At 37.7% G+C, this 26,570-nt stretch carries 23 protein-coding genes and 1 pseudogene; 5 read left to right on the top strand and 19 right to left on the bottom strand.

What is annotated here, in order from left to right; all coding sequences use genetic code 11:
• Positions 1 to 300 precede the first annotated feature (300 nt).
• The 7 genes from AC59HZ_RS04585 to uxaC all read right to left on the bottom strand — a co-directional run bounded on the left by AC59HZ_RS04585 (position 301) and on the right by uxaC (position 8,250).
• A complete protein-coding gene (locus tag AC59HZ_RS04585) occupies positions 301 to 1,158 on the bottom strand; it encodes a sugar phosphate isomerase/epimerase family protein (protein ID WP_496544698.1) in 858 nt (285 codons plus the stop codon).
• Positions 1,159 to 1,161: 3 nt separating this feature from the next.
• Complete coding sequence (locus AC59HZ_RS04580; protein WP_496544697.1) at positions 1,162 to 2,166, bottom strand: Gfo/Idh/MocA family protein; 1,005 nt, start codon at positions 2,164 to 2,166, stop codon at positions 1,162 to 1,164.
• Positions 2,167 to 2,230: 64 nt separating this feature from the next.
• Entirely contained in the window at positions 2,231 to 3,391 is a 1,161-nt protein-coding gene (locus AC59HZ_RS04575) for a Gfo/Idh/MocA family protein (protein WP_496544696.1), read from the bottom strand.
• 2 nt (positions 3,392 to 3,393) lie between these two features.
• The gene (locus AC59HZ_RS04570) at positions 3,394 to 4,281 is read right to left on the bottom strand and encodes a sugar phosphate isomerase/epimerase family protein (protein WP_496544695.1); all 888 of its coding nucleotides are present in this window, start codon (positions 4,279 to 4,281) and stop codon (positions 3,394 to 3,396) included.
• Complete coding sequence (locus tag AC59HZ_RS04565) at positions 4,274 to 5,176, bottom strand: AraC family transcriptional regulator (protein WP_496544694.1); 903 nt, start codon at positions 5,174 to 5,176, stop codon at positions 4,274 to 4,276. Before AC59HZ_RS04565 ends, AC59HZ_RS04570 begins: the two co-directional genes overlap by 8 nt.
• A 204-nt stretch (positions 5,177 to 5,380) precedes the next feature.
• Positions 5,381 to 6,793 carry an NADP-dependent phosphogluconate dehydrogenase gene (gene gnd / locus AC59HZ_RS04560; RefSeq protein WP_496544693.1) on the bottom strand — a complete coding sequence of 471 codons (1,413 nt, stop codon included), beginning with the start codon at positions 6,791 to 6,793 and terminating at the stop codon, positions 5,381 to 5,383.
• A 53-nt stretch (positions 6,794 to 6,846) separates the two neighbouring features.
• Positions 6,847 to 8,250: a glucuronate isomerase gene (gene uxaC / locus AC59HZ_RS04555; protein ID WP_496544692.1), complete on the bottom strand. Its 1,404-nt coding sequence runs from the start codon at positions 8,248 to 8,250 to the stop codon at positions 6,847 to 6,849.
• 201 nt (positions 8,251 to 8,451) lie between these two features.
• Here uxaC and AC59HZ_RS04550 point away from each other — a divergent pair, with 201 nt between their 5' ends.
• Positions 8,452 to 9,645, top strand: a complete 1,194-nt coding sequence (locus AC59HZ_RS04550; protein ID WP_496544691.1) for an ROK family protein — start codon at positions 8,452 to 8,454, stop codon at positions 9,643 to 9,645.
• 156 nt (positions 9,646 to 9,801) lie between these two features.
• Here the strand turns inward: AC59HZ_RS04550 and AC59HZ_RS04545 are convergent, their stop codons facing one another.
• On the bottom strand, positions 9,802 to 11,211 hold the full coding sequence (locus tag AC59HZ_RS04545) for an MFS transporter (RefSeq protein WP_496544690.1): 1,410 nt from the start codon (positions 11,209 to 11,211) through the stop codon (positions 9,802 to 9,804).
• A gap of 214 nt (positions 11,212 to 11,425) precedes the next feature.
• Here AC59HZ_RS04545 and AC59HZ_RS04540 point away from each other — a divergent pair, with 214 nt between their 5' ends.
• Both AC59HZ_RS04540 and AC59HZ_RS04535 read left to right on the top strand, forming a co-directional pair.
• Positions 11,426 to 11,686, top strand: coding sequence for a diguanylate cyclase domain-containing protein (locus tag AC59HZ_RS04540; protein WP_496544689.1), 261 nt, complete (start codon positions 11,426 to 11,428; stop codon positions 11,684 to 11,686).
• Between the two features lie 115 nt (positions 11,687 to 11,801).
• The gene (locus tag AC59HZ_RS04535) at positions 11,802 to 13,061 is read left to right on the top strand and encodes an ATP-binding protein (protein ID WP_496544688.1); all 1,260 of its coding nucleotides are present in this window, start codon (positions 11,802 to 11,804) and stop codon (positions 13,059 to 13,061) included.
• A 44-nt stretch (positions 13,062 to 13,105) separates the two neighbouring features.
• Here AC59HZ_RS04535 and AC59HZ_RS04530 read toward each other — a convergent pair whose 3' ends face one another.
• From AC59HZ_RS04530 to nagA, 4 genes are all read right to left on the bottom strand, one after another.
• Positions 13,106 to 14,140, bottom strand: a complete 1,035-nt coding sequence (locus AC59HZ_RS04530) for a CAP domain-containing protein (protein ID WP_496544687.1) — start codon at positions 14,138 to 14,140, stop codon at positions 13,106 to 13,108.
• 148 nt (positions 14,141 to 14,288) lie between these two features.
• Complete coding sequence (locus tag AC59HZ_RS04525; RefSeq protein WP_496544686.1) at positions 14,289 to 15,011, bottom strand: GntR family transcriptional regulator; 723 nt, start codon at positions 15,009 to 15,011, stop codon at positions 14,289 to 14,291.
• A gap of 65 nt (positions 15,012 to 15,076) precedes the next feature.
• Positions 15,077 to 15,814, bottom strand: a complete 738-nt coding sequence (nagB, locus tag AC59HZ_RS04520; protein WP_496544685.1) for a glucosamine-6-phosphate deaminase — start codon at positions 15,812 to 15,814, stop codon at positions 15,077 to 15,079.
• Entirely contained in the window at positions 15,801 to 17,009 is a 1,209-nt protein-coding gene (gene nagA, locus AC59HZ_RS04515) for an N-acetylglucosamine-6-phosphate deacetylase (RefSeq protein ID WP_496544684.1), read from the bottom strand. Before nagA ends, nagB begins: the two co-directional genes overlap by 14 nt.
• A 292-nt stretch (positions 17,010 to 17,301) precedes the next feature.
• Here nagA and nagE point away from each other — a divergent pair.
• Positions 17,302 to 18,741 (top strand): annotated as a pseudogene (gene nagE, locus AC59HZ_RS04510) (N-acetylglucosamine-specific PTS transporter subunit IIBC); the annotation flags it as partial.
• A 15-nt stretch (positions 18,742 to 18,756) separates the two neighbouring features.
• The gene (locus AC59HZ_RS04505; RefSeq protein ID WP_496545338.1) at positions 18,757 to 19,266 is read left to right on the top strand and encodes a PTS sugar transporter subunit IIA; all 510 of its coding nucleotides are present in this window, start codon (positions 18,757 to 18,759) and stop codon (positions 19,264 to 19,266) included.
• Between the two features lie 41 nt (positions 19,267 to 19,307).
• Here AC59HZ_RS04505 and yhbH read toward each other — a convergent pair whose 3' ends face one another.
• From yhbH to queG, 7 genes are all read right to left on the bottom strand, one after another.
• A complete protein-coding gene (yhbH, locus tag AC59HZ_RS04500) occupies positions 19,308 to 20,474 on the bottom strand; it encodes a sporulation protein YhbH (RefSeq protein ID WP_496544683.1) in 1,167 nt (388 codons plus the stop codon).
• A 240-nt stretch (positions 20,475 to 20,714) separates the two neighbouring features.
• A complete protein-coding gene (locus AC59HZ_RS04495; protein ID WP_496544682.1) occupies positions 20,715 to 22,610 on the bottom strand; it encodes a PrkA family serine protein kinase in 1,896 nt (631 codons plus the stop codon).
• 329 nt (positions 22,611 to 22,939) lie between these two features.
• Positions 22,940 to 23,128, bottom strand: coding sequence for a hypothetical protein (locus AC59HZ_RS04490; protein ID WP_496544681.1), 189 nt, complete (start codon positions 23,126 to 23,128; stop codon positions 22,940 to 22,942).
• The gene (nfsA, locus tag AC59HZ_RS04485; protein WP_496544680.1) at positions 23,125 to 23,874 is read right to left on the bottom strand and encodes an oxygen-insensitive NADPH nitroreductase; all 750 of its coding nucleotides are present in this window, start codon (positions 23,872 to 23,874) and stop codon (positions 23,125 to 23,127) included. Before nfsA ends, AC59HZ_RS04490 begins: the two co-directional genes overlap by 4 nt.
• A 57-nt stretch (positions 23,875 to 23,931) precedes the next feature.
• Entirely contained in the window at positions 23,932 to 24,405 is a 474-nt protein-coding gene (gene trmL / locus AC59HZ_RS04480) for a tRNA (uridine(34)/cytosine(34)/5-carboxymethylaminomethyluridine(34)-2'-O)-methyltransferase TrmL (RefSeq protein WP_496544679.1), read from the bottom strand.
• 71 nt (positions 24,406 to 24,476) lie between these two features.
• Positions 24,477 to 25,349 (bottom strand): amidase domain-containing protein, encoded by an 873-nt coding sequence (locus AC59HZ_RS04475; protein WP_496544678.1) that lies wholly within the window; start codon positions 25,347 to 25,349, stop codon positions 24,477 to 24,479.
• A 78-nt stretch (positions 25,350 to 25,427) separates the two neighbouring features.
• Complete coding sequence (gene queG / locus AC59HZ_RS04470; RefSeq protein ID WP_496544677.1) at positions 25,428 to 26,558, bottom strand: tRNA epoxyqueuosine(34) reductase QueG; 1,131 nt, start codon at positions 26,556 to 26,558, stop codon at positions 25,428 to 25,430.
• Positions 26,559 to 26,570: the final 12 nt, after the last annotated feature.

Below are 26,570 nucleotides of genomic sequence, written 5' to 3'. Positions count from 1 at the left end.
TTTTCTTACTAGTTTTGTCCCCAAGGGACCTTATTGAGGACATTTCTATTGATTTTCTTACTAGTTTTGTCCCCAAGGGACCTTATTGAGGACATTTCTATTGATTTACCTACTAGTTTTGTCCCCAAGGGCCCTTATTGAGGACATTTCTATTGATTTTCTTTCTAGTTTTGTCCTCAAGGGTCCCTCTTTAGGACTTTCCTATTGATTTTCTTACTAGTTTTGTCCCCAAGAGCCTATTTAATAGCCGAGCATATTCTCAAATTTATAATCTAATATAGGCAGCTGCCTCAATACATTTTAAAACCAATCTCCATAGCCTATTTTTCTTAAGTAATCAGCTGAATCTTTAAGACAATCAAATGGATCGCGACCATATGTGTCGTCTTGTTCAATTAAATAATATTGAACGCCTGCCTCGACACCTGCCTCAATAATCCCTTTGATATCAAGGTTCCCTTGGCCAAGCTCTGCAAATTCAATTATATTCGTGAATTTCTGCATGAATTTGCCCATATCCTTAAAGTCCGATTCCGTTAAATCCATATGGCCAATCCGATAATCCTTTAAGTGAATTAAGGAGACACGTCCTGCAAATCTCTTAATAACATTTATCGGATTCTCGCCGCCTCTTTGTGCCCAGTGAACATCTAACTCAAATCCAAGTTTGGTTGTATTATTTTTCATAATATCTAACAGACATTCATTATCATATTTCTCAAATTCAATATGATGGTTATGATAATAGAGTTCAATACCATATTTCGCCAATCGTTCAGCCATTTCTTCTGCAGCGTGAATATATTCCATTGCTTTATCTTTTTGGCCCATTAAATGAATTGGCATCATCCCGATTCGGATGAAGTTGCAATCAAGGATTCTGCAATCATTGACGATTTTATCAAAATCCTTCGTCAAAGACTCCCCTGGCATTCCTGGCATTGTGTCTAATGGAGCTGAAATCGAAGCAATTTTAATATCATAATCTACACTTGCCCGTCTAAGCTCCGCGACGTTTTCCTCCGTCATCTGTATTTGTGTAACCTCAACAGCATCGAATCCGAGCTCTTTTATTTTTCTTAACGTTTCATATGCGCCTAACTCAATAATTTTATTTTTAAGATTAAACATTTGAACGCCAATTTTTCCTTTTTGCATTGCTTATCCCTCCAATTTGATAGTTTTTTTCATATCCGAAGATTTACGAATCGCATCGATCATTTGAATGGATGGAAATGCATCCTTTGCATGAACATAATTATCCGTACCTTGTTCAATACATTGATAGAATTGATGAATTAACTTAACATGGCTCGCACCATAATAAAATTTAGATCCAGAGAGTTTTGCATCCTCTATTAAATCTTCCTTTTTGCCATTTTCAGTAACTCGAGTTAAGATGCTGTCTTTAATTGTAAATTTTCCTTTTCCAAAAATTACCTCAAGCTCGACGCTTGAATTTTCTGCATTTGCATTTGTAGCAAAGAACAAACCAGTGGCACCTTTTTCAAATTGAATGCGTGCTGATGCAGTGTCTTCGACTTCAATTCCATAATCAAGCAGTTGATCAAGATTTCCGCGAATGGATTCGATTTTACCGCCAAGTAATTGCATCAAGTCCAGCGTATGAAGTGCCTGATTTATCATGACACCGCCGCCGGCAAATTCCATTTGTCCACGCCATGGCTTTACGTCATAATAAGATTTCGGTCTATCCCAAGCGACAAGCCCTTTAATTCCAACAATCTTTCCATATTCGCCGCTAAGAGCAATTTTTTGGAGCATTTCAAACGACTCATTATATCTGTTTTGGAAGCAGACACAGACTTTTACCTCCTGATGTGCTTCCTCTAGATAAACGAGCTCGAGTGCCTCCTCCGTATTTAATCCAAGCGGCTTTTCAAGAAACACATGGACGCCCTTTTCTACACATGCTTTTGTGACTGGATTGTGCAGATAATGCGGCAGGCAAATATGGACGGCATCAAGTGCTTCTGATTCCAGCATGTCTTGATAGTCAGTATAAAAACGAGCTTCTGGAACAAAATTTCTTAATTCTTCATCAACATCACAAACTGCAGTAAGTTCTACATTTGGGTTTGCTTTAATTGCTGGCAAATGAATTTTAGAAATATCACCAAGCCCAATTAATGCTGTTTTTAGCATAACTATTCCCCTCTTTAAAACGAACTCAAAGCCTTTCAGCGATGAGTTCGTTTATTGTGATAGATTAGCCTCTTACAGGATATTTACCTTCTTCAGCAATTCTTTTATTTAATTCTTCTAGGAATAAATCTTCTTCAAATGGTACTTCTACTTCTTTTCCTAACCAGCTTGAAAGATGAATTGCATTTGCAAGTCTAACACCATTTATGCCATCGCTGCCTGGAGCTAAAAGTGGAGTACCCTCTACAATTGCCGAAGCAAAGTCATCTAATACGGCAATATGCTGTTCGCCCCAAACGCTGCCAAACTCAAGTACTTCCTCGGTGAAAATATCATCTGCATTTCCGCCCATGAAAATTTTCATTACATCTTGCATGCTCATGGTAGCGCTCATTTCATTTTCCGGCTTAACAAGACGTTTAATTGTTATCTTTTTGCTGTCATCCACTACAATTTTCCCTTTATCTCCTAGGATTTCAAAACGGTCAGTTCCTACAATGTCATGTGTACAGGTAACAAATACACCTGTTGCACCATTGCCATAGTCAAGTACTGCTGTCACTTCATCTTCTACTACAATGTCTCTTTGGTAGCCATATTTTACATTGGAATAAACCTTTTTCGGCATTCCGCAAATCCATTGAAGCAAGTCGATTTGGTGAGGAGCTTGGTTAACAAGGACACCGCCGCCTTCGCCGCCCCATGTTGCTCTCCATTCACTTTGGTTATAATAACCTTGTGGTCTCCACCAAGTCGTAATGACCCAGTTTGTACGGCGGATGTTACCAATTTCACCATTATCAATAATTTCTTTTACTTTTTGATAAAGTGGATTTGTCCGTTGGTTAAACATGATTCCAAACTTAACCTCTGGCTTAGTTGCAGCAAAATCATTTAACTCTTGAACCTGTTTTGTATAAACACCAGCTGGTTTTTCAACTAATGAATGGATGTCTCTCTTTAACGATTCAATTCCCATTTCTGGGTGTAAATAGTGGGGTACACATGTAACAACCGCATCAACAGTGCCACTTTCTAGCATATCAATATAGTTATCATAGAAAGGGACATCAGGATACTTTTCCTGAGCTAATTGCTTTTTAGCAGGATCAGTATCGCAAATGGCACCGATAGCCATATTTTTCACTTTGCCTTCTGCAATGAAACCTGCATATGCACCACCTTGTGCGCCTAAACCAATAATCCCCAATCTAACATTAGCCATAATTACATTTCCCCGCTTTCAATTTTAGATAGAATTTCTAATAGTGCTTCATATTGAAGTTTATAACCGCCTGCACCATCAAGTCCCTTGTTATCCTTGATAATTTCAGAAGCATCTTCAAGCTCTAAATCTTTTAAAGAATCAAACAGAACCAAATGAGGCTCTAAAGTTAAGAAGCCCTTATAGCCTGATTTAATAAATTGGGAGAGCAGCTCTGGTATTTTCCCTTCTCCTGTTCCGCAGACTACATTTTCGTTATCAGATGATACAGCATCTTTAATGTGTATATAAATCACTTCATCTTTAAGTAAGTCGTAGCAAGCTTGAGTGTCCTCGCCACATTGAACAAAGTTAGCAAAATCGAAAATCGCCTTAAAATTTGGAGAGTCAACTGCTTTTAAAATCTCTTGGCAGCGTCTTGCAATATCACCGAAAATGTCTTTCTCATTTTCATGTAATAAAATGACATTATATTCGGCAGCAATTGATGCAAATTGCTTTAACTTACTGATAACATCCTCTCGATAGAGATCAGCGTCCTCAACTTTTGGTATATAGAAGCTGAATATTCGGATATACTTACAATCTAGTAAAATACTAATTTTGCAAAGCTCTTCAAGCATCACCTTTTGTTTGGCAAAACCCTCTTCATCATTGATAAAGATCTTTCCGATCGGCGATCCGATAGAAGAAACGCCGATTCCGGCTTTATGTAAACGAGGCTGCACATTTTTTTTGATTTCGTCAACAGAAAAGTCGCCAATATTTTTCCCATCAATTCCACGCAGTGATAGATAACGCATGCCAAGGTTTGCAACAACCTCTAGCTGAGTATCAAAATCAGATGAGATTTCATCAGAAAAGCCAGAAATCATTAAATCTTTAATCATGAATATAAACCTCCTTTTTTACCGTATTGCGTTTATTTTTTCGATAATTGGACGGCGTCATGCCCACCTTTTCTTTAAAAAAACGGCTGAAGTGGGCCATACTTTCAAAGCCTGTTGCTCGAGCAACCTCAGATAACGTTCGATCTGGTTCCATTTCTAGTAAATACTTTACTTGATTAAGACGGTAGCCCATCACATATTCCATAATCGTATATCCTGTTACTTCCTTAAAGACATGAGAAGTATAATATTTACTTAAATTCAGCTCAGCGGCAATTCGGTCCAATGTTATCTTTTCGAAATAATGATCATTAATCCAAGTTGCAATAGACTCGGCATGTTGTTCCTTCTCTGCCTTTTTGCTTGGGAGCTGCGCCAAATCCTTTTGACTCATTTTATAAATTCCTAACAATAATTGAACGAGCTCAAGCTTTACTTCTGCTTCTAATTGGTCATTTTTCTGGTGATTTCGCTGTTTTTCTTCATCCATTTCCGCAATTAGGCCGGCAATTTTCTTGATTCTCCCATCGACAAATTGCCCTGATTCATCATACCCGGTACGAAGCAAATAATTATTTAGCTTTTGAAATGGATCTAATAAATAAGGCATTCCTAGCACTGACAAAATCTCATCTAACCAGGTAGGAGAAAAATGAAGCATGCTCCTAGTGTACATGCTGCCCGTTCTTGGATTTGGTTTATGCAAGGTCAGGCCATCCAGAAGGATAATATCTCCCGGCTGCAATTCATAAATTCGATTGTTAATTAAATACTTACAATCTCCAGAATGAAAAAAGTAAATCTCATATTCCTGGTGTGAATGAAATTGAAAGGTATTAGATTCTACCCCACGAACTCGATAAAAAGCGTTTATCCACTCATTCATTAATTTCATTAATCTCACACCTTTTTGAGTAAGCGTTAACAAATTTGTTTGTTAACTTAACATACTTTAATTTTATTAAAAATAAAAACAAAAATCATTCTCTAAAACTGCTTTGTTATTATATATTTTTGACTGAGATTGCTTTTTATATATTTATTTCAGAAAAAAAGAGACAAAACCATTGGTAAGTTTTGTCCCTTTTTCCGGTTAAGATTATTCCATCCAGTTTGTATGAAAAACGCCATCTTTATCGACGCGTTGATACGTATGAGCACCAAAGTAGTCACGTTGTGCCTGAAGCAAGTTCGCTGGAAGAGTTTCAGTCCGATAGCTGTCATAATATGCAATGGCACTTGCAAATGACGGCACAGGAATACCGCTTTCAATCGCCATAGCCAGAACTTGACGTAATTCTTTCTGATAGCTTTCTACGATTTCTTTAAAATAAGAATCTAATAACAGATTTGCTAATTGTGGTTCACGGTCATAGGCATCCTTAATTTTTTGCAGGAATTGAGCACGAATGATACAACCGCCGCGGAAAATCATCGCGATATCGCCGTAACGAAGATTCCATTCGTATTCTTCCGATGCAGCCCGCATTTGGGCAAATCCTTGTGCATAAGAGCAAATTTTACTCATATATAAGGCTTTTCGAACCGCTTCAATCAGTTCTTCTTTATTACCTTCAAATGGTTTAACTGCTGGGCCATTCAGGATTTTACTTGCTTGAATACGCTCCTCTTTCATGGCTGAAATAAAGCGGGCAAAGACTGATTCAGTAATGATTGGCAGCGGTACTCCAAGATCTAAGGCATTTTGGCTTGTCCATTTTCCTGTGCCTTTTTGTCCGGCAGTATCTAAAATCATTTCTACAAGAGGTTTGCCTGTTTCTTCATCAACCTTTGTAAAAATATCTGCTGTAATTTCGATTAAATAACTGTCTAATTCGCCTTTATTCCAATCTGCAAATACTTCATGAAGTTCTTCTGCATTCAAACCAAGGACATTTTTCAAAATAAAATATGCTTCACAAATTAATTGCATATCCCCGTATTCAATGCCGTTATGAACCATTTTGACATAATGACCTGCTCCATTTGGTCCAATATAAGTACAGCAAGGATCTCCGTTAACTTTTGCAGAAATGGCTTCAAAAATAGGTTTGACTAGCTCATAAGCTTCTTCTTTACCGCCTGGCATGATGGCAGGACCTTTTAATGCTCCTTCTTCACCTCCGGAAACACCTGTACCAATAAAATGGAAGCCTGCTGTTTCAAGCTCCTTATTTCGTCTAATTGTATCCTGGAAGAAGGTATTTCCGCCGTCGATAAGGATATCGCCTTCTTCAAGGTAAGGTTTTAGCGAATCAATCGTAGCATCTGTTGCTGTGCCAGCTTTTACCATCAATAAGATTTTTCTTGGCGTTTCTAGTGAATTGACAAACTCTTCGACAGTGCGCGCTCCAACAAAGTTTTTACCTTCTGCTTCATTCTTTAAAAACTCTTCTGTTTTTTCGTATGAACGGTTATAGACTGCAACAGAATTGCCTCTGCTTTCAATATTTAGAGCCAGGTTTTTCCCCATTACAGCTAAACCAACAACACCAATTTGTTGTTTCGACATCTCATATCCCTCAACTTTCTTAGTTATGTTATCTTTTATAATTGTAAACCTTTTTAACGTTTAAAAAAATACTTTTCAGCATTGTAATAGCCGATATTCCTTACCATCTGCTCCAAGAAATCCATATTATTTGGAGCTAAGCCTTTTTCCACCCATTCTCCTAAAATGTTACAGAGAAGTCGGCGGAAATAGTCGTGACGGGCATATGAAAGGAAGCTGCGAGAGTCCGTCAACATGCCAATAAAATGGCTAAGTAGTCCAACGTTTGCAAAATCCTTCATTTGCTTTTCCATACCATCAATATGGTCGAGGAACCACCAGCCGGAACCTAATTGAACTTTACCAGGAATACCTTCTTCATAGAAGTTCCCCATCATTCCTGCAAGAACTACATTATCTTTAGCATTTAGATTAAACAAAATTGTCCTTGGTAAAGCATCCTCTTTGTCCAGAGCATCCAGGAATCGAGACAATCCTTCAGCAAAATTCGCTTCACCAACAGAGTCAAATCCTGTATCTGGACCTATAAGTTCTTTCATTTTAGAATTGTTATTTCTTAGTGCTCCCATATGAAGCTGCATAACCCATTGTTTTTCAGCATACATTTTTCCAAGCTCTTTTAATAAGAAGGCACGGTAGGTCACTAATTCATTATTAGATAGCTGCTCTCCGCTTATACGCTTATTAAAGATCTTTTCAACCTCTTCTTTTGCCGTTTCTACATATTCCATTTTTTGAATATCATGGTCAGATGCCCGTCCGCCATTTTCATGGAAGAAATCAACACGCTGCTTTAATGCCTGTAAAAACGCATCCAAGGAATTAACCTTAATCCCGGAAACTTCACTTAATTTTTCAATCCAAGGTTCAAATGTAGGACGCTCAATAAAAAGTGCCCCATCAGGTCGGAATGTCGGTGCAATAATTGCTTTAAAGGAGTCATCATTTTTTAATAATTCGTGGTATTCAAGTGTTGAAACTGGGTCATCTGTTGTGCCGATAAATTTCACTTTAGAGCGTTCGATAAAGGCTCTTGGTCTAAAATCCGGCTGCCTTAACTTTTCATTACATTCTTCGTAGATCTCACGGGCTGTTTCCGGGCTAAGTGTTTTTTCAATACCAAAAAACATTTTCAATTCCATATGTGTCCAATGATAAAGCGGATTTCCAATAATATATGGAACAGTTTTAGCCCAAGCAGCAAATTTCTCCCAATCACTTGCATCCCCAGTAATATAACGTTCACTAATACCATGCATTCGCATTAATCGCCATTTGTAATGGTCCCCGCCTAGCCATACCTGTGTAATATTTTCATAAGCCTTGTTCTCCCAAACCTCTTGTGGATTTAAATGGCAATGGAAATCAAAAATAGGCAATCCAGTAACAGCATTTTCATAAAGCTGAACGGCTGTGTCTGTGTTAAGTAAAAACTGTTTGTCTAAAAAGGCTTTCATAAGGTCCCCTCCATATCTGTAAACCCTTACAATGTTTATAAAAAAATATAGTTATTTTTTAATTTGTTTAGTGAACAAATTAATTATACGCCTAATTTAACACGATTATTTTGTTTAGTCAATTAACAGTTTATGAATAAATTGAAATAACCTGTTATAATAGTAATATATTTAATGATCTGCTTGAAATGGAGGATATTAATGATTACCGGTGATGCGGCTTTTATAAAAAAAATCAACCGCTCCTTGATCATTCGAGAAATTGTCAAGGAAGGAATGATTTCGAGGGCAGATTTATCCAAAGTTACCGCTTTAACGAGAGCAACCATCTCAGCTCAGGTGGCTGATCTATTAGAAGAGGGGCTTATTATCGAAACACAGCTGGAACACAATTCAGTCGGCAGGAAGCCGATTATGCTTTCTTTAGATGGCCAAGCAGGGTATGCCCTAGGTATTGACATTGATTATGGACAAATTTCTTTTACACTTTCGAATCTTGTTGGTCATCCTATTTCTTCAAATTTTATTGAAATAAACACAACTGAATATTCTGAGATTCTTCCCCTATTAGTTGAACAAATTAAACAATATGAGGCTGCGTACTCCGATAGTCGTTATGGTATAGTGGGGATTGTCATTGCGATCCATGGTCTTGTGGCAAAAGATGAGATAATTCATTATATACCACGCCTGCATTGGAACGATCTTGACCTTAAAGGTGATTTGGAACGACAGATTAATATTCCTATCTATATTGAAAACAATGCAAATCTCTCTTCATTTGCAGAGCGTGTATTTTTTCATCACGAAACAGAAAATCTTTTAAGTACATCCCTATACTCAGGGATTGGCCTCGGAATGATGATGAAAAATGAGTTTTTTCGGGGTCATGACGGTTTTGCAGGTGAAGCAGGTCATATGATCATTGTGCCAGATGGCAGACCTTGTAATTGTGGAAATAAAGGGTGCTGGGAAAAATACTCTTCAGAATCAAGAATTTTTGAAGTTCTTTCTGAAACAAGGAACATTAAGAATTTAACATATAACCAAATTCAGAAATGGCTTGATGAAGGCGATCAAGAAGTTCATGAAATGATGGAGCAATTCATTTATTATCTCTCTATCGGTTTAAATAATATGATAAATATGTATAACCCGGAAGTGCTTGTCCTTGATAGTGAATTACTGCGAATGTATCCAGACTCTTTAACAAAAATTAAGGAAAAACTAAATTCCTCCATCAGTCACTATCGGGAGTTAACATTATCCCATATCGGAAAAAAATCCTGTGTTCTCGGAGCATGTGCCCTTGCTATTAAACATTTTTTAGATGTGCCCATGCTGAACTTATCCTATGAACAGCAAGCCATACGAAATGAAAGCGCACTCATTTAGGCGTTTTTACAATAGTTAAACCCCTTTGAAAGGGGTTTTTTCTTATGCACTTTTTAATTTTTCATTTTTTAATAATTTTGAACGAAATAAGCTCCGATCACCCTTTAAATCGGTAATCGGAGCTTTCCATTCATTTATCATTGGATTGATATATTTTTAAGAATTTCTTTTTTCTGCTAAATCAATGGCAAGCTGTTTTGTTTTCACTTTATTTAATGGATATAAGAAGACAAGAATTAAGAAAATCACAAATAAGACAATGAATGGAACTAGTGTACCTAAGGTATGAATCCCATCTAGTGTGCTTTGAGCTTGGGCTTTTAGAGTTGGGTTATAACCAACTGCAGCAATCGCAAAACCGCCAAGACCACCGGCAATTGCCTGACCGACTTTACGTGCAAAAGAATAGATTGAGTAAACGGTTCCATCTTCTCGTAATCCAGTTAAATATTCATGATAGTCGATAACGTCTGTTACAAACGCCCAAACTACTAAGTTAAAAATTCCATAACCAAACATTGCAATTGATAAAATTCCAGTAAATTGATTTGCTGTTAAGTTAGGCAATAAATATAAAGCACCATAAACTACAGCGGCAAGTAGAATGCCTGCAGATGCAATTTCTTTTTTACCGAATTTAGCAACTAACGGTTTAATTAAAGGCATACCAACGAATACTGCTACAGATTGAATAAGTCCTACCATACTTAGTGCTTTTGCGTTGCCAAAATAATCTTTAAATAGGTAGACGTTTACCGTACCAATTAACATGAAACATACCATAAAGGTTAGAGAAGCGATTAAAATCCATAATAATGGCTTGTTTTTTACAAGACCTTTCATTGTTTGGCTTAATTTAACTTTTGGTTTTTCTGTTTCATCCATTACTATTCGTTCAACTGACAATTTATAACATGCCATATAACAGGCGATTGAAAGAACTCCAAAAATAATTGCTCCTAAAAAGAAGTGATTTGCATCTGCTTTATTGTTTACGAACAAAATCATTGGACCGACAACGTTAATGATTAAACCTGCCAAATTGCCCCCTAAAGTACGGAAGCTTGATAGGCTTGTACGCTCAACAGGATCACTTGTAATAACTGATGCCATTGAACCATAAGGAATGTTAACAGTACTATATAAGGTTCCCCACAAAATATAGGTTACAAATGCATAGGCTTCATAAAATCCTGCTGACATTCCTGGAATGTGAACAAACATTAAGACACCTGTAATAACAAGCGGAAAGGACATTCTAAAAATCCAAGGTCTAAACTTTCCATTTTTACCTGCTTTTCTTGTATCAATAAAACGTCCCCATGAAACGTCTGCTACAGCGTCCCATAATCGTGCAATTAAAAACAGTGTACCAACATATGCCGGATTAAGCCCATAAACGTCTGTATAGTAAACCATTAAGAACGCAGCCACTAAAATAAAGAAGAAATCATTCCCGAAATCACCAAATAAATAACCTAGTTTATCTTTCATTCCAAAAGGCTTTGTTGCAGCTATTGGCCCACTTGTTGTTGCATCCACTTTAAGCTTAGCATTTTGACCCATCTTTTACCCCTCCATTACTAGTTTGATTTTGTTTGGAAAATTTAAAATAAATTCTACTAACTCTTTTTTGAGGATTGACTGACTGTTTAAAAATTTGAAACCCTTTTCATTGTCATTTAAAAAAATTTAATCTCGAGATTTTTTAATTAGTTTAGTGAACTAATTAATTATATTTGTATCTTATCACCCACTGTTTAGTTCCGTCAATAATATTTTGAAAGCGCTATTAAAAAATTTTTTCCATTATAAATATTCTGTTTTTAAAGGAATTGCCCAGCATATTCAAGATACCGTTCAATCACTCAAGATTCCTCATACAAGTTCGGAGATTGCAAATATTGTCACATTAAGTATCGGTATTGCTACAATGATTCCAGATCCTTCATCACAGCCGCATCTACTAATTCAAAAGGCGGATACTGCTCTTTATTTATCCAAAACCAAAGGAAGAAACACCGTTTCATCTTTACGCTAGGGGGGTTGCTAAAACAATCCCCTGTATTTTTTCAAAATATTATGCAAATTTTGTTGTATCTTGTGGGAATTACCTGTAAAATTTTCCTAAAGGCATTTTATGGACGGTGAAGTAAATGGAAATTACGAAACACTTTTTCTTAAATCTCACCATTTTAATCATTCTTCTATTTTTTTGTGTCATTTTTTTTGAAAAAAGCAAAAGGACAAATATATCTAAACCTTTTATCATACTATTTTCTATTTTTATTCTTTGGGTTTTTATTCAGTTTTCTTATAATCCTGTTTCCTATGCCAGATATGATTTAAGAATCATACCTTTGGTAATTGGCGGACTTTACGTAGGAATAGGACCTATTCTAATAGCTGCCACAATCATTTTAAGAATTTTCTATGGGATTAATATAGGTTTTTATCAAACATTACTACTTTATGTCCCACTTAGTATTGTTTTATGGAGACTTTATCCGTGGTTTTCAAAGCAAGTTCCTGCTCGTCGCATTTTCATATCAGTCGTTATGGGTATCATTCTTGGAGCTCTTACAGTTATTGGAATGGAATTTGAAAACACTCATTCTAACTTTTTCGATGCTTTGTTTGCCTACTTAGTGATTCCTCCTCTTGGTATTGGAATTATCTCCTATTCTATTGAATTTGTAAGAAGAAATACTGAGATGCGGCAGCAGCTCATTAAAGCGGAAAAATTAAAGGCAGTTGAGCAAATGGGAGCAGCAATATCTCATGAGATTCGAAATCCGCTTACAGCAGCAAGCGGTTTTGTCCAATTGCTGCAGGATGATTATCTTTCCAGGCATAAAAGAAAGGAATACCTCTCGATTGTAAAGGAAGAATTAATATCTGCAGAGAGAGTTATTCAGGATTATTTAACGTTTGCTAAGCCCTCATTAGAAACATTTGAGGAACTCAATGTGAAAAGTGAACTAAGACAGATCATTAATATTCTACAACCATTAGCTAATCAAAATTCTGCAGAAATTTTGACTGATTTTTCCGTTATAGGTTTCATCAAGGGTGATCAACAGAAATTTCGCCAATGCTTTGTAAACGTGCTTAAAAATGGAATAGAGGCGATGCCAAATGGGGGGTATTTATCTATTACTACTGAGTATACCCAAAACAATGTAGCCATTCGAGTGAAAGACACCGGAATTGGAATGACTAGCGAACAACTTGAACGGTTAGGGGAACCCTTTTATTCGACAAAAGGTAAAAACGGAACGGGACTAGGAATGATGGTTGTCTATAGCATTGTTCGGGCAATGGACGGGAACATTTGGGTCGAAAGTGAACTCGGAGTGGGAACAACCTTTCATTTTGAGTTTCCGACTATATCTTCTCTAATGAAAGATGAATAATTGTAAAACGACGGGCTAATTATAAGCCCGTCGTTTTTTTATGATTACTTTCCGATAAACATTTGTGACCAATGTTTACCTGTTCCTTCATAGCCAACCCCAATGTTAGTAAATTTGGAGCTTAAAATGTTTGCACGATGTCCTGGGCTGTTCATCCAGGCAGTAACAACTTCCTGTGGTGTGCGCTGGCCTTGTGCAATATTTTCACCTGCTGCTCTATAGGTTACACCAAAATCTCTCATCATGTCGAATGGTGAACCATAAGTTGGGCTGGTATGCGAAAAATAATGGTTTTGCTGCATATCGACAGCTTTCTTTTGGGCAACTCCACTTAGCTGTGTATCAGCTTTTAAAGCTGGAAGACCATTTTTACTTCTTTGTGCATTCGTTAAATCAATAACCTGCTGCGCAAATTGGCTGACTGCCCCAGTGGTTGGAGCGGGAGCTTGCGTCTGAGCAGGCTGCTTTGGTGCTGGTGCAGCTGGCTGTGCTGGCTGCGTTTGATTTGGAGCCGGGGCAGCTGGCTGTGCCGGCTGCGTTTGATTTGGAGCCGGTGAAGTTACCTTCGGTGTAGGTGTTGTAACCCTCGGCGCTTGTTGTCCGGCTGGTGCCCCCGCATTTGGAGTTTGCTGCTGTAAATACGGCTGAAGTTGCTGCTGTAAATATGGCTGTATTTGCTGCATCATCCCCGACAAATTGGCTTGGCTTGGATCAAGACGAACAAATTGGTATTTAGCATCCCTGGTTAATACCGCTTGTGTATGCGGATATTGATCGCTATCTAAGTTTGTTTGATATGCCGAAATCATATCATCCTTATTTCGTCTAACTTTACGATTGTCATTAAACAGATTTAAGTCAAGATCCCGGTTATTTCTATTCGTGTAATCCTCTGTAAGCGGTCCGTTGTGGTCGATGCCATCATCCCTGCCATTACGGACATCCATAATACGGTTATTCCTATCTGTGATATTCATCCTAGTTCGATCATTTAAATCATTTTTATTATTGTTGTTACAAGCAGCAAGTCCCATTGTTAGGACAGCTGTTAAAACTAACCCCACTGGTTTTTTTATCAATTGAAATACCTCCTCCTTGCAAAAAGAATCACTTGCCTTCTTATTTTTAATTTTTTTGGAGAAAGTATTAATGGTAATAAACGTCTTAATCACCAAGGAATGATAAACACCAAATAAAATAAAAAAACAGATGCATGAATGCAGCTGTTTAGCGTTTCATTTGAATCTTAAATTTATATCGATCTGCTCTATAAACAGATTTAACAAATTCAACAGGAGTACCATTTTGCAGGTAAGTATTTCGTTGAATTAACATAACCGGCGCCCCTTTGGAAATTTTTAAATGATTTGCCTCGGTTTGACTTGCAATAGAGGACTCGATAGCTTGTGAAGCACTATCGATTCTTAGATTCAATTGTCCTTCAATGTAGGCGTATAAGGATTGATTCACAATATCTTCCGTAAGTCCTTTTATAAGGTTTGCTGAAATATAATTGGTTTCTAAAGCCATGGGAACCCCATCAGCTAAACGGATCCGCTTTATTTCATATACCGGCCCATATTCTTGTATCGCTAATTGACCGGCAATTTGACTTGTTGCAGGAATAATCTCGAAATGGATTAATTGACTCCCTGGGGAAAGTCCTCTTGAAATCATATCTTCCGTGAAGCTTGTCAGTCCCTGCAAAGGCTGTTCAATTTTCCGTTCGGCGACAAATGTTCCTTTCCCCTGCAAACGATTTAAATAACCCTCATTTACTAGCTGGGTAAAGGCCTGTCTGACAGTCATCCGGCTTATTTTGTACTTTTCAGCATATTCTCTTTCAGGAGGCAAAGCATCTCCAGGCATTAATTCACCATTTTCAATTAATTCTTTTATATGTTCTTCCAGTTGATAATAAAGTGGAATGGGGGAGTTTTTATTAATCATCTCCAACTTACACCTTTCTCATTTAAACTAGGGCGATTACTGATTCGCACTTTATTTTTAAAGATTTAACAATGAACCTTTAATCCCGCAACCGCCGCTTTATCTGCAATAATTGTAACACATGGATGATTTTTCAACACAGATGCAGGAAAACTTTCATTTATTTCTCCGTTTAAAAGCTTAAACAATGCATCTTTTTTGTTTTCTCCGGATACCAACAGGAGAATTTCTTTACTTTTTAAAATAGTGGATATCCCCATTGTAATCGCTTTTGTTGGTACTTCTTCAATTCGATTAAAAAACCTGGCATTGGCATTAATGGTAGACTGAGCTAATTCGACCATATGAGTCATTGAATGAAACGATGTCCCAGGTTCATTAAATCCTATATGGCCGTTACCGCCAATTCCAAGAATTTGCAAATCAATGCCGCCATGTTTCTCGATTAGACTCTCATAGCGCAAGCATTCTTCTTCAACATTTTTAATATCGCCTCGGGGGACATTTGTTTTATTTTTATTAATATCAATATGATTAAACAGCTGCGCATCCATGAAATAGCGGTAACTATTCTTGTTATCACCTGAAAGACCAACGTATTCATCTAAGTTGAAGGTTGTTACATTTTGATAGGAAGTCCCATTCTTTTGATGGTTTTCAATTAAATTTTTATAAGTTCCTATTGGTGTCCCGCCTGTGGCAAGGCCTAATTTTATCCTTGGATTTTGACAAACTTTTTCAATTATATATTCAGCCGCTTTGCGACTCATTTCTGTATAATCTTTTACTTCAATGACTTTCATTGGGTATACCCTCCTTTTTAAAAGCAAGAATGCCGCGGCAAAATGTCATAAACACTTCCATTTTGTCATCAAGGATGACGATGTCAGCATCTTTGCCAACGGCGATACTGCCTTTTCGCTCAAAAATATTTAATTGTTTAGCAGGATTTACAGAGGCCATTTCAATCGCTTCTTCAATTGAACAACCTGTGTAAGATAAAATATTTTTAACTGCCTGCCCTAATTTTAATATGCTTCCAGCCAGAGTTCCGTTAGCTAACATTGCTTTTCCATCTTTAACCGTTACTTCTTGGCCGCCAAGGTCATACATGCCATTTTTCAAGCATTTTGCTCTCATGGAATCTGTAATTAATAGTAAACCATCGCTCCGCTTTTGCTTATAAGCGAGATGAACCATTTCTGGCCGGACATGGACCCCATCAACAATAATTTCTGCTTTTAGTTCATCATGTAAAAATGCAGCACCCACTACACCTGGTTCACGGTGATGAAGTCCCCTCATTTGATTGAAGAGATGCGTAACATGATTTGCCCCTGCTTCGATTGCATCCTCAACCTGTTCATAAGTGGCATTAGTATGGCCAAGGGATGCAATAACACCGTTTTCCTTTAAATAGCGTATCATTTCAAGTCCGCCAGGCTGCTCAGGAGCTAACGTAACAAGTTTGATCGTTTCGTTGGACATCTTCTGCCACACTTTAAATAACTCAAGATTAGGGTCCACAATATGCTGAATCGGCTGAGCCCCTGCCATCTTTGCGTTGACAAAAGGACCTTCAAGATGAATGCCCAGTATTTCTGCAGTACCTTGAGGATGTTGATTTTTGATGTAGTTTCCAGCATTTATTAAAGCCTGTTCAATTTGTTTTCCTTCTTGTGTCATCGTAGTAGCCAAAAAACTTGTGGTTCCTTCCTGCGGCAGGGCCCGAACTATTGTATCCAGAGCTTCTCTTGTTGCATCCATCGTATCAGCACCGGCCACTCCATGAATATGGACATCGATGAAACCTGGAACTGCTTTAAAATGGCCAGGCAATTCTATAATCTGATAGTTGTCATCATTAGTTAACTCGCTTAATGAGCCTATTTCAATGATTGTTTCGTCTTCTATTTTTATAAAGCCATCTTCAATTATCTGGTCATCTGAATAAACACGTACACCCTTCAGTAAAATATGATTATCTTTTAGAATCATCTTCAATACTTCCTTTCAGGTTATACCTAAATTTTAGCATCACCATTATCTAGTTGTCTATACCAATTGTTACAAAAAATATATCTGAAAATTTTATTTTCCTTATAAATTAGCTATTTTCCATTATTAACATCTCTAATCGTAAAAAAAAATTTAAAATTGGTATAGACGTCTATAGATGTTTAATGGTATATTTACTTTGGAAAAGCGCTTACACCCTGCTATCAACTTTTTTATGAAATCATCATTTTTTCATTTGTTTTTTTCAAATTTTTTTATAGGAGGTACTACGATGAAGAAATATTTACAAAGAATTGGCCGTTCATTGATGTTACCTGTAGCTGTTTTGCCAGCAGCAGCTATTTTAATGGGTATAGGTTATTGGATCGATCCAACTGGCTGGGGTGCTGATAGTCCACTGGCTGCTTTCTTAATTAAAGCGGGCTCATCCATTATTGATAATATCCCTATCCTTTTTGCCGTTGGTGTAGCACTAGGAATGGCGAAAGAAAAAGACGGTTCGTCAGCATTAAGTGGTTTGGTTGCTTATCTGGTTGTGACAACCTTGCTTTCCACAGGATCAGTTGCCTTGCTGCAAGGGATTAAACCAGAAGAGGTAGATCCTGCTTTTGGAAAAATCGGAAATGCCTTTGTTGGTATTCTTTCCGGTATTGTTGCATCCGTGATGTACAATCGCTTTAGCCATGTTAAATTGCCAGATGCTTTAGCATTTTTCTCCGGTAAACGGCTTGTGCCAATTATGACTGCAGTTTCTATGCTTATTGTTTCAGCAATATTATTCTTCTTATGGCCTGTGATCTTTACAGGACTTGTATCATTCGGTAAAGGTATTTCTCATTTAGGTGCTTTTGGAGCAGGTTTATATGGATTCTTTAACCGTTTATTGATTCCTACAGGTTTGCACCATGCCTTAAACTCCGTATTCTGGTTTGACGTAGCAGGAATTAATGATATCGGTAATTTCTGGGCTGGAAAAGGTACAAAAGGCGTTACTGGTATGTACCAAGCAGGTTTCTTCCCTGTCATGATGTTTGGTTTGCCAGCAGCAGCATTAGCGATGTACCATACAGCAAAAGATAAGAAGAAAAAGACAGTGGCATCCTTAATGTTAGCCGCAGGTTTCGCAGCATTCTTTACTGGTGTTACAGAGCCAATCGAATTTGCCTTTATGTTTGTAGCTCCAATGCTTTATGTGGTACATGCTGTTTTAACAGGTATATCATTAGCCATCGCAGCAGCATTCCATTGGACAGCAGGATTTGGCTTCAGTGCCGGTTTAGTTGACTTTATCTTAAGTTCAAGATTACCATTGGCAAACCACCCTTACATGTTAATAGTTCAAGGTTTAGTGTTTGCGGTTATCTATTATTTCTTATTCCGATTTATTATTACGAAATTCAACTTAATGACTCCTGGACGTGAAGAAGATGATGAAGAGTCATCTGACGTAACTGTTCCAGCAGGTGACAGCAAATTTGCCGTCATAGCAGCTCAGATTTATGAAGGATTAGGCGGAGACGACAATGTTACTTCTGTAGACAATTGTGTAACGCGCTTAAGAATGGAAGTAAAAAACATGAATGCCGTCGACCAACAAAAAATTAAAGCGACTGGTGTCCCAGGAATTAATATTGTTGGAAAGCAAAGCATTCAAGTAATTGTCGGAACGAATGTACAATTCGTGGCAGATGAAATTCTAAAACTTCGAGGTAAAAAACCTACTGGAATGAGTCCAGCAACTTTATCAAAAGTGGCCGCTCCGGTTGAAACGAATCGACTCACACAACTTTCTGATAAAGATTTTGTTATGCCAATCCAAGGAGAAATTATCCCGATTACTGAAGTGCCAGACCAAGTATTCTCACAAAAAATGATGGGTGACGGTTTTGGAATTGTTCCATCAAAAGGTACGGTTGTTTCACCAGTTGACGGTGAAATTATGAATGTTTTCCCTACGAAGCATGCAATTGGAATTAAATCTAATCAAGGATATGAAATCCTTATTCATATTGGCCTGGATACAGTCAATTTAAAAGGTGAAGGCTTTACTATACTTGTTGAAGAAGGACAAAAAGTTACGAAAGGTCAGGAAATCCAGAAATTTGATTTAGATTTCCTTAAGAAATCAGTTCCATCAGTTGTAACTCCAGTTATCTTTACAAACTTAACAAAATTAAACGTAAAGAAACAAGGACACTCAGCTCAAGGCCAGGACGGAATCCTCTCAATTGAATAGCAGCAAAAATCGACAGGTACCTGGCACCTGTCGATTTTTTGTTACGCATATTGTTTTGATTCTTCTTTTTGAAAGAAGCTTTTCATCGCATGGAATACATCTGCTTTTTGTTTTAGGATATAGTAGCGAAAATGCTCATCTTTGATGTTTTTGTAAGCGGACATTAAGGTCGAATGGCGATTGTATTGATTTACTTCCCCATATCCAAACATATTGGATACCTTCATCAATTCTTCAACCAACTTCACACAACGGGCGTTATCCGATGTGAGATTATCACCGTCTGAAAAGTGGAATGGGTAAATGTTGAATTTTCGTGGATTATATTTAGCGTCAATGATCTCCAGGGCTTTGCGGTATGCGGATGAACATATCGTTCCACCGCTTTCTCCTTTCGAGAAGAAGTCTTCTTCAGAAACTACTTTTGCCTCGGTATGATGAGCTATAAACTCTATCTCTACCGTTTCATACTTTGTACGTAAAAATCTTGTCATCCAGAAGAAAAAGCTGCGCGCCATGTATTTCTCCCAAATCCCCATAGATCCACTCGTATCCATCATTGCGATAACAACAGCCTTAGAGTCTGGTTTAACTACTTCATTCCAGGTTTTAAATTTCAAATCATCCTTGTAAATCGGGTGGAATGCCGGGTTCCCACTCATGGCATTCCGCTTAAAAGCAGACATCATTGTCCGTTTCTTATCAATGTTCCCCATAAGTCCTGTTTTGCGGATATCATTGAATTCTATGTTTTCAATAAGATGTTCCTGCTCTTCTTTCTTTTTCAGATTTGGAAGCTCCAATTGTTTAAATAAAGCCTCCTCAAGCTCCATTAATGACACTTCGGCTTCAAAATAATCTTCGCCTGCCTGATCTCCTGCTCCCTGCCCTTTGCCTGGAGCTTTTTGCCCGCTGGAACCGTCACGTGCTACTACATCACCGACTTGACTGTCACCGTCACCTTGGCCCACGTGTTTGTTTTTGTCATAATTATAACGAATTTTATATTCGTCCAATGAACGAATTGGAATTTTTACCACATCTCGACCATTAGACATAATTATGCTTTCTTCTGTAATTAAGTCTGGAAGATTGTTGCGAATTGCCTCCTGGACTTTTTCCTGATGCCGTTGCTGGTCATCGTGGCCTTTACGGTGGAGGGACCAATCTTCTCTTGAAATGACAAATTGATGGTTATTATCTGACAATGTAAACCCCTCCTTATTAAATTATTCACTTTCAAAATGCACACTTTTTAATCACACTCATACAATAACCCAAATGAAAAAATCAGATAAAATATGGATTACTTTATCCTATGCAGAAACCGCGAATAATTTACAAATAATTTTGACAATTGGGTTATTGCCTACTAATTTGGACAAGATTTATTTTTTTACATAGGAAAAAAACAGACTGGCAGATTGCTTCTACCAGTCCCTTGGCTTTTATCGATTTAATAAACTTCCGACATAGCGCAGCAATTCATTCGCTGAAGTCGAATTATATCCATGTTCATCAATTAAACGTGCTACTACATCATTAATCTTCTTTAGCTGCTGCTCATCTGGTGTTTTTGAAGACGTAGTTATCTTAACAACATCCTTTAGATCCGCAAATAATTTCTTTTGAATGGCTTCACGAAGTCTATCATGCGAATTATAATCAAACCGCTTGCCTTTTCTTGCAAATGCTGAAATTCTTATCAATATTTCTTCTCTAAACGCCTTTTTCGCATTTTCAGAGATTCCAATTTGTTCTTCAATCGAACGCATTAATTTTTCATCAGGATTAATTTCTTCCCCTGTTAAAGGATCACGCAGTTTCGCTTTATTGCAGTAAGCTTCAACATTATCCAGATAATTATCCATTAATGTCTTGGCCGATTCTTCATAGGAGTAAACAAATGCCTTTTGAACTTCATTTTTGGCAATATTATCATACTCTTTTCGAGCAATCGAGATATAATTCATATAACGTTCACGCAGCTCAGCAGTAATAGATGGATGTTGATCAAGCCCATCTTTTAATGATCTTAATACATCTAAGGCATTAATAGAAGGCACTTCTTTTCTAATGATAGTCGATGAAATCCGGTTAATGACATAGCGGGGGTCAATACCGCTCATGCCTTCATCTGGATACTCTTTCTTAAGTTCTTCCACATCAGCAGTATTAAATCCTTCTACATTTTCCCCGTCATAGAGGCGCATTTTCTTCACTAAATCAATATCACCTTTTTTAGGATCCTTCAAACGAGTAAGAATGGTAAACATGGCTGCCACTCTTAAGGTATGAGGTGCAATATGAACATCAGAAACATCGCTTTCTCTAATCATCTTTTCATAAATTCTTTCTTCTTGTGAAACTTTTAGATTATAAGGAATCGGCATGACGATAATCCTGGAGTGTAATGCCTCATTCTTCTTATTAGAAATAAAGGAACGATATTCAGTTTCGTTTGTATGAGCAACGATTAGCTCATCCGCGCTAATGAGCGCAAACCTGCCTGCTTTGAAGTTTCCTTCCTGTGTTAACGAAAGTAAATGCCAAAGGAATTTCTCGTCACATTTTAGCATCTCTTGGAATTCCATCATCCCACGGTTTGCTTTATTAAGCTCACCATCAAAACGGTAAGCACGTGGATCTGATTCAGAACCAAATTCAGCAATCGTTGAAAAATCAATACTGCCTGTTAAATCTGCAATATCTTGTGATTTTGGATCCGATGGACTAAAGGTACCAATTCCTGTTCGTTTATCCTCTGAGAAAAAGATACGTTCGACTAACACGTCTTCAATTCTGCCGCCATAATCCTGTTCAAGCCGCATCATATTTAGCGGTGAAAGATTTCCTTCAATTCGAATTCCATACTCTTCATAAAAATCCGCACGTAAATGATGTGGGATTAAATGAAGCGGATCTTCATGCATTGGACAGCCCTTAATGGCGAACACAGACCCTCTAGCAGAGTGAGAATAGCTCTCTAAGCCTCTTTTAAGCATCGTTACTAGCGTAGATTTACCGCCGCTCACCGGCCCCATTAATAACAAAATACGTTTTCTTACGTCTAGCCTTTTCGCTGCTGGGTGGAAATATTCTTCAACTAGACGTTCCAGTGCTTCCTCTAAACCGAATAATTGATTGCTAAAAAAATTGTACTTCTTCGTCCCTTTTTCCTCTTCAATTCCTGCATCCTTAATCATATTATAAACTCGAGAATGTGCAGATTGTGCTACCCATGGCTTTTCCTTTAACAACAATAGATAATCAGCGAATGATCCTTCCCAACGCAGTTTTTCCTCTTCTTCTCGATACATCTCGATTTTTTTTAAAATATCCATAAGGCCCTCCCCCGAAAGCTTAATCAGAGACGATTAATATACTCTATGCACATTGTCTATTGAACATGCGTAACGAAGAAGAGATACTGTCTATCTTTTTTGTTTTAATAAAAGGAATATTGCACTTTTCATTTTTTTAGGATAGGCTATAATAATTATATGTGATAAATTGTATGACGAAGGGGGCAATACATAACATGAACACTTTCATTGTTATTTTAGTAATGGTTACATTTTTAGCAGCGATCTTCACCTCAGGATACAATGACAAACCAGGAACAAAATAATCCTTCCATACAAAAGGGCTGCTATTTTTTAGCAGCCCTTTTTCATATTGACTTTGTTAATTGGAATGTTGATTTCCGCTCCAGGCGCTTTTCTTTCCGCGGGCGGTCCGGGGAGCCTCCTCGGCGCTTTAGCGCCTCCGGGGTCTCCCCTGCCCCGTCCTCCCGCAGGAGTCTCGCGCCTTCCGCTCCAATCAACATAGTTTCAAGATAAAAAGTAACCACATCCTTCATCTTAAATCTAATTTATTTTTTTGGATAAATTCCTTCATGTACATTCTATTTTGCTTTTCAAGCATTTTTCCCATCTGCTCGGTCCAACGGTCGTTTCTCTTTCCTTCCGTTCTTTGAATATAATAGTTAGATATCAACTCATCATATTCTTCCAGTTGCCGGTTATACATTTCCGTATTTTGTTGATATTCATCTTCATGGTAAATATGATCAAACGGCAGTCTTGGTTTACGGTCATTTTGTTTTACTGGATGCCCGACCGCTAGTCCAAATAAAGGGATTACTCTTTCTGGTGTTTTTAAAACCTCTTGAACTTCCTCGAGGTGGTTGCGAATTCCTCCTATGTAACAAATACCAAGTCCCAAAGATTCCGCAGCAATAGCCGCATTTTGTGCTGCTAATGCTGCATCGATGAGAGCAACCATAAATTTTTCCGTGCTTTCAATCGATGAATTGACGTTTTTCTGCTCATTTTCACCAATAATCGTATGGCGGTAGAGATCTGCACAAAAAACAAAGAAATGGCCATTTTTTTCAACATATTCCTGTCTTCCTGCAATATCGGCTAGTCTCCTCTTTTTCTCACTATCCTTAACCCCAATAATTGAGTAGGCCTGGATAAAGCTTGAGGTTGATGCTGATTGAGCAGAGGTGACAATCGTTCTTATTTGTTCTTCGGTTAAAGGTTTATCCTCAAAGTGTCGAATAGAGCGATGATTAAGTATAGTTGCTATCGTTTCATTCATATCCTGTATCCTTTCTTGTTAGCAAAAAGAGGCCCAAACCCTAGGACCTCCTTGCAATTATTTCAAATGAACATAGTTTTGCTGGCGAAGTGCTTCATAAATAAGAATCGCCGCTGTATTGGAGAGATTCAAAGAACGAATATTATCATTCATTGGAATCCTTAACGAAACCTCTTTATTTGTTTCAATAACGTCTTTTGGCAGACCTGTTGTTTCCCGGCCAAAGATAAAATAATAGTCCTTGTCTGGATTACTATAATCAAAGCTGCTATGCGGTTTTTGCCCAAACTTTGTTAAGTAAAAGAATTCCCCGCCGGCATTTTTTTCGTAAAAATCCTCTAATGAATCGTAATAAGTGATATTTACATGTTCCCAATAATCTAATCCTGCTCTTTTTAACATCTTGTCATCAGTTGAAAAGCCAAGCGGGCGAATTAAATGTAAAGCGGTATCGGTACCTGCACAGGTTCTCGCTATATTCCCTGTATTTGAAGGAATTTGTGGTTGATATAGTACTACATGTATGGACACGAATTTCACCTCAGAAAAAAAACTCTATCTGAATTATACCACTATGACATTGGCTTTCAAGATTAGTGCCTTTAATCAAGAATGTGGTAAAACCTATATTTGATATTTGGTGTATAGGCGGAAGAATCTTCATACGCCCAGTATCTCATTCGGCTATTGTAGGTGTGTGCATTTACTAATGGCATTCCATTCGCGTCCTTTGCCGTGACAATGGTATTATGATTAAACCGTCCGTCCCCTTCAAAATCATAGCAAATTACATCACCTAATAATAATTGATCGGGATTGCTTACCTCTTTTGCCCTTAATCCAGCAGTAGATTTAGAAAAATATAAGCGAAGGGCGTTGGCAATTGCCCAGCTATAGCTCCAGTTATGATTTTGCATCCACCATCCTAAACCGCGATTCGGATATCCTCTCATTGGCCCCCCAGCAACATGAAGACATTGGGAGATAAAGTTCGTACAATCATTTTCAAACTTTTTATAGGCTGGATTATAGCTGTTCCACCAGCGTTCAGCATACTGAATCGCTTTTAACCGATTATATTGATAGCTTAATCGATCGAAGGTATCCGGCATGAAAGGCTCGGAATATTCCACAGGCTGGGAGCCATTCTCTAAGGGTTTGATTTCCCCATCCATTATTAATGTTTCTTTATAAAATTTGGCTACTCTTTCTTCGACTTCCTCTTCCAAATAAAGATTGCCTTTTTGTTTAATTAAATATTGATAATGAGCATTGTATTTTATCGTTTGAAAATCATCTTCACATTTATTTTCAAGGATCTTCCCAGCTGCTTTCACTTTGACGATTTCTGCAGATCTTTTTGCTAAGGATTCAAGTTTCCTATCTGCTTTTGAAAAATTATCCTTGGAATTTCTGTGATTCGCTACAAATTGTTGAATCCTTTTTTCAAATAGTTCTTGTAGAATTTCACGCATAATATTCTCTCCTTTCCCTTCATACTTATGAAAGAAATTAAAAAAAAAGAGCGGAACCGTTTTGGTTCGCTCCTAGAATTAGTTATAAAAGTTTAAGCCTTTTTTAATTTCAAGTTGGACTTCTTGATCTGTTTCTTGTTCTTCAGCCTTTTTTAATGCCGCTAATGCAGTTTCTCCACCAATTTTACCTAGTGCCCAAGCTGCCGTGCCCTTTGCTATAGGACTTACTTCATTTTCTAATATGTCTACTAAATCGGGAACCGCAGATTCATCTTTAAAATGAGCAAGTGCGATAATGGCATTTCGCTGAATAGGCTTCTTCCCACGCCAAGATCCTGCCAATGAACCAAATCGCTTTTTAAATTCTCGGTTGCTTAATTTTAGAATCGGTCTTAGTAATGGTTTGGCGACTTCGGGATCAGGTTCCATTTCGTCATGAAAATGAAAGTTCTTCCCTTTATTATGCGGGCAAGCAGTTTGGCAGGAATCACAGCCATATATACGATTTCCAATCTTTTCTCGAAACTCGTCCGGAATGAGTTCTTTTGTTTGAGTTAAAAATGAAATACAACGCTGAGCATTAATTTGACCGCCTTGAACTAATGCACCGGTTGGACAGGCCTCCAAACACTTTGTGCATGTTCCGCATTGGTCTTCTATTGGTGTATCGGGCTCAAAAGGAATATTCGTAATCATTTCACCTAAATATACATATGAGCCAAATTCGGGAGTAATGATGGCACAGTTTTTTCCGCTCCAGCCAATTCCAGCTCTTTCTGCAACCGCCCGATCTGAAAGCTCTCCTGTATCGACCATTGATTTTAAGCGGACATCTGGTACCTTTGTTAAAATAAACTCTTCCAGCTTTTTGAGCCTGTCTCTTAGAATATGATGATAGTCGAGCCCCCAGGAGGCTCGGCTGAAAATACCTCTTCTTTCTCCCTTTTTACTTTCAACCCGTTCGTTCATTTTGGAAGGATAGGCAAGAGCAATCGAAATGATTGATTTTGGTTCTTGCAAGAGTAGTGCCGAGTTCACTCGTTTCTCAATATCTCGCTCTTCAAAACCGGATTGGAATCCAAGTTCTTGTTGTGTTATTAGTCTGTTTTTTAGTTCGGTGAAAGGGTCGGCACTGCTGAATCCGATTTTATCGATTCCGATTTCTTTGCTGTAGGCAATAAGTTCTTCTTTTAATTTTTTGGCGTTCACTTTGGCTGCCTC

It is taken from the genome of Neobacillus sp. DZ-9 (assembly GCF_059587065.1).
The sequence above is the reverse complement of the archived record's forward strand: the minus strand, read 5'-3'. Positions and strand labels throughout refer to the sequence as shown.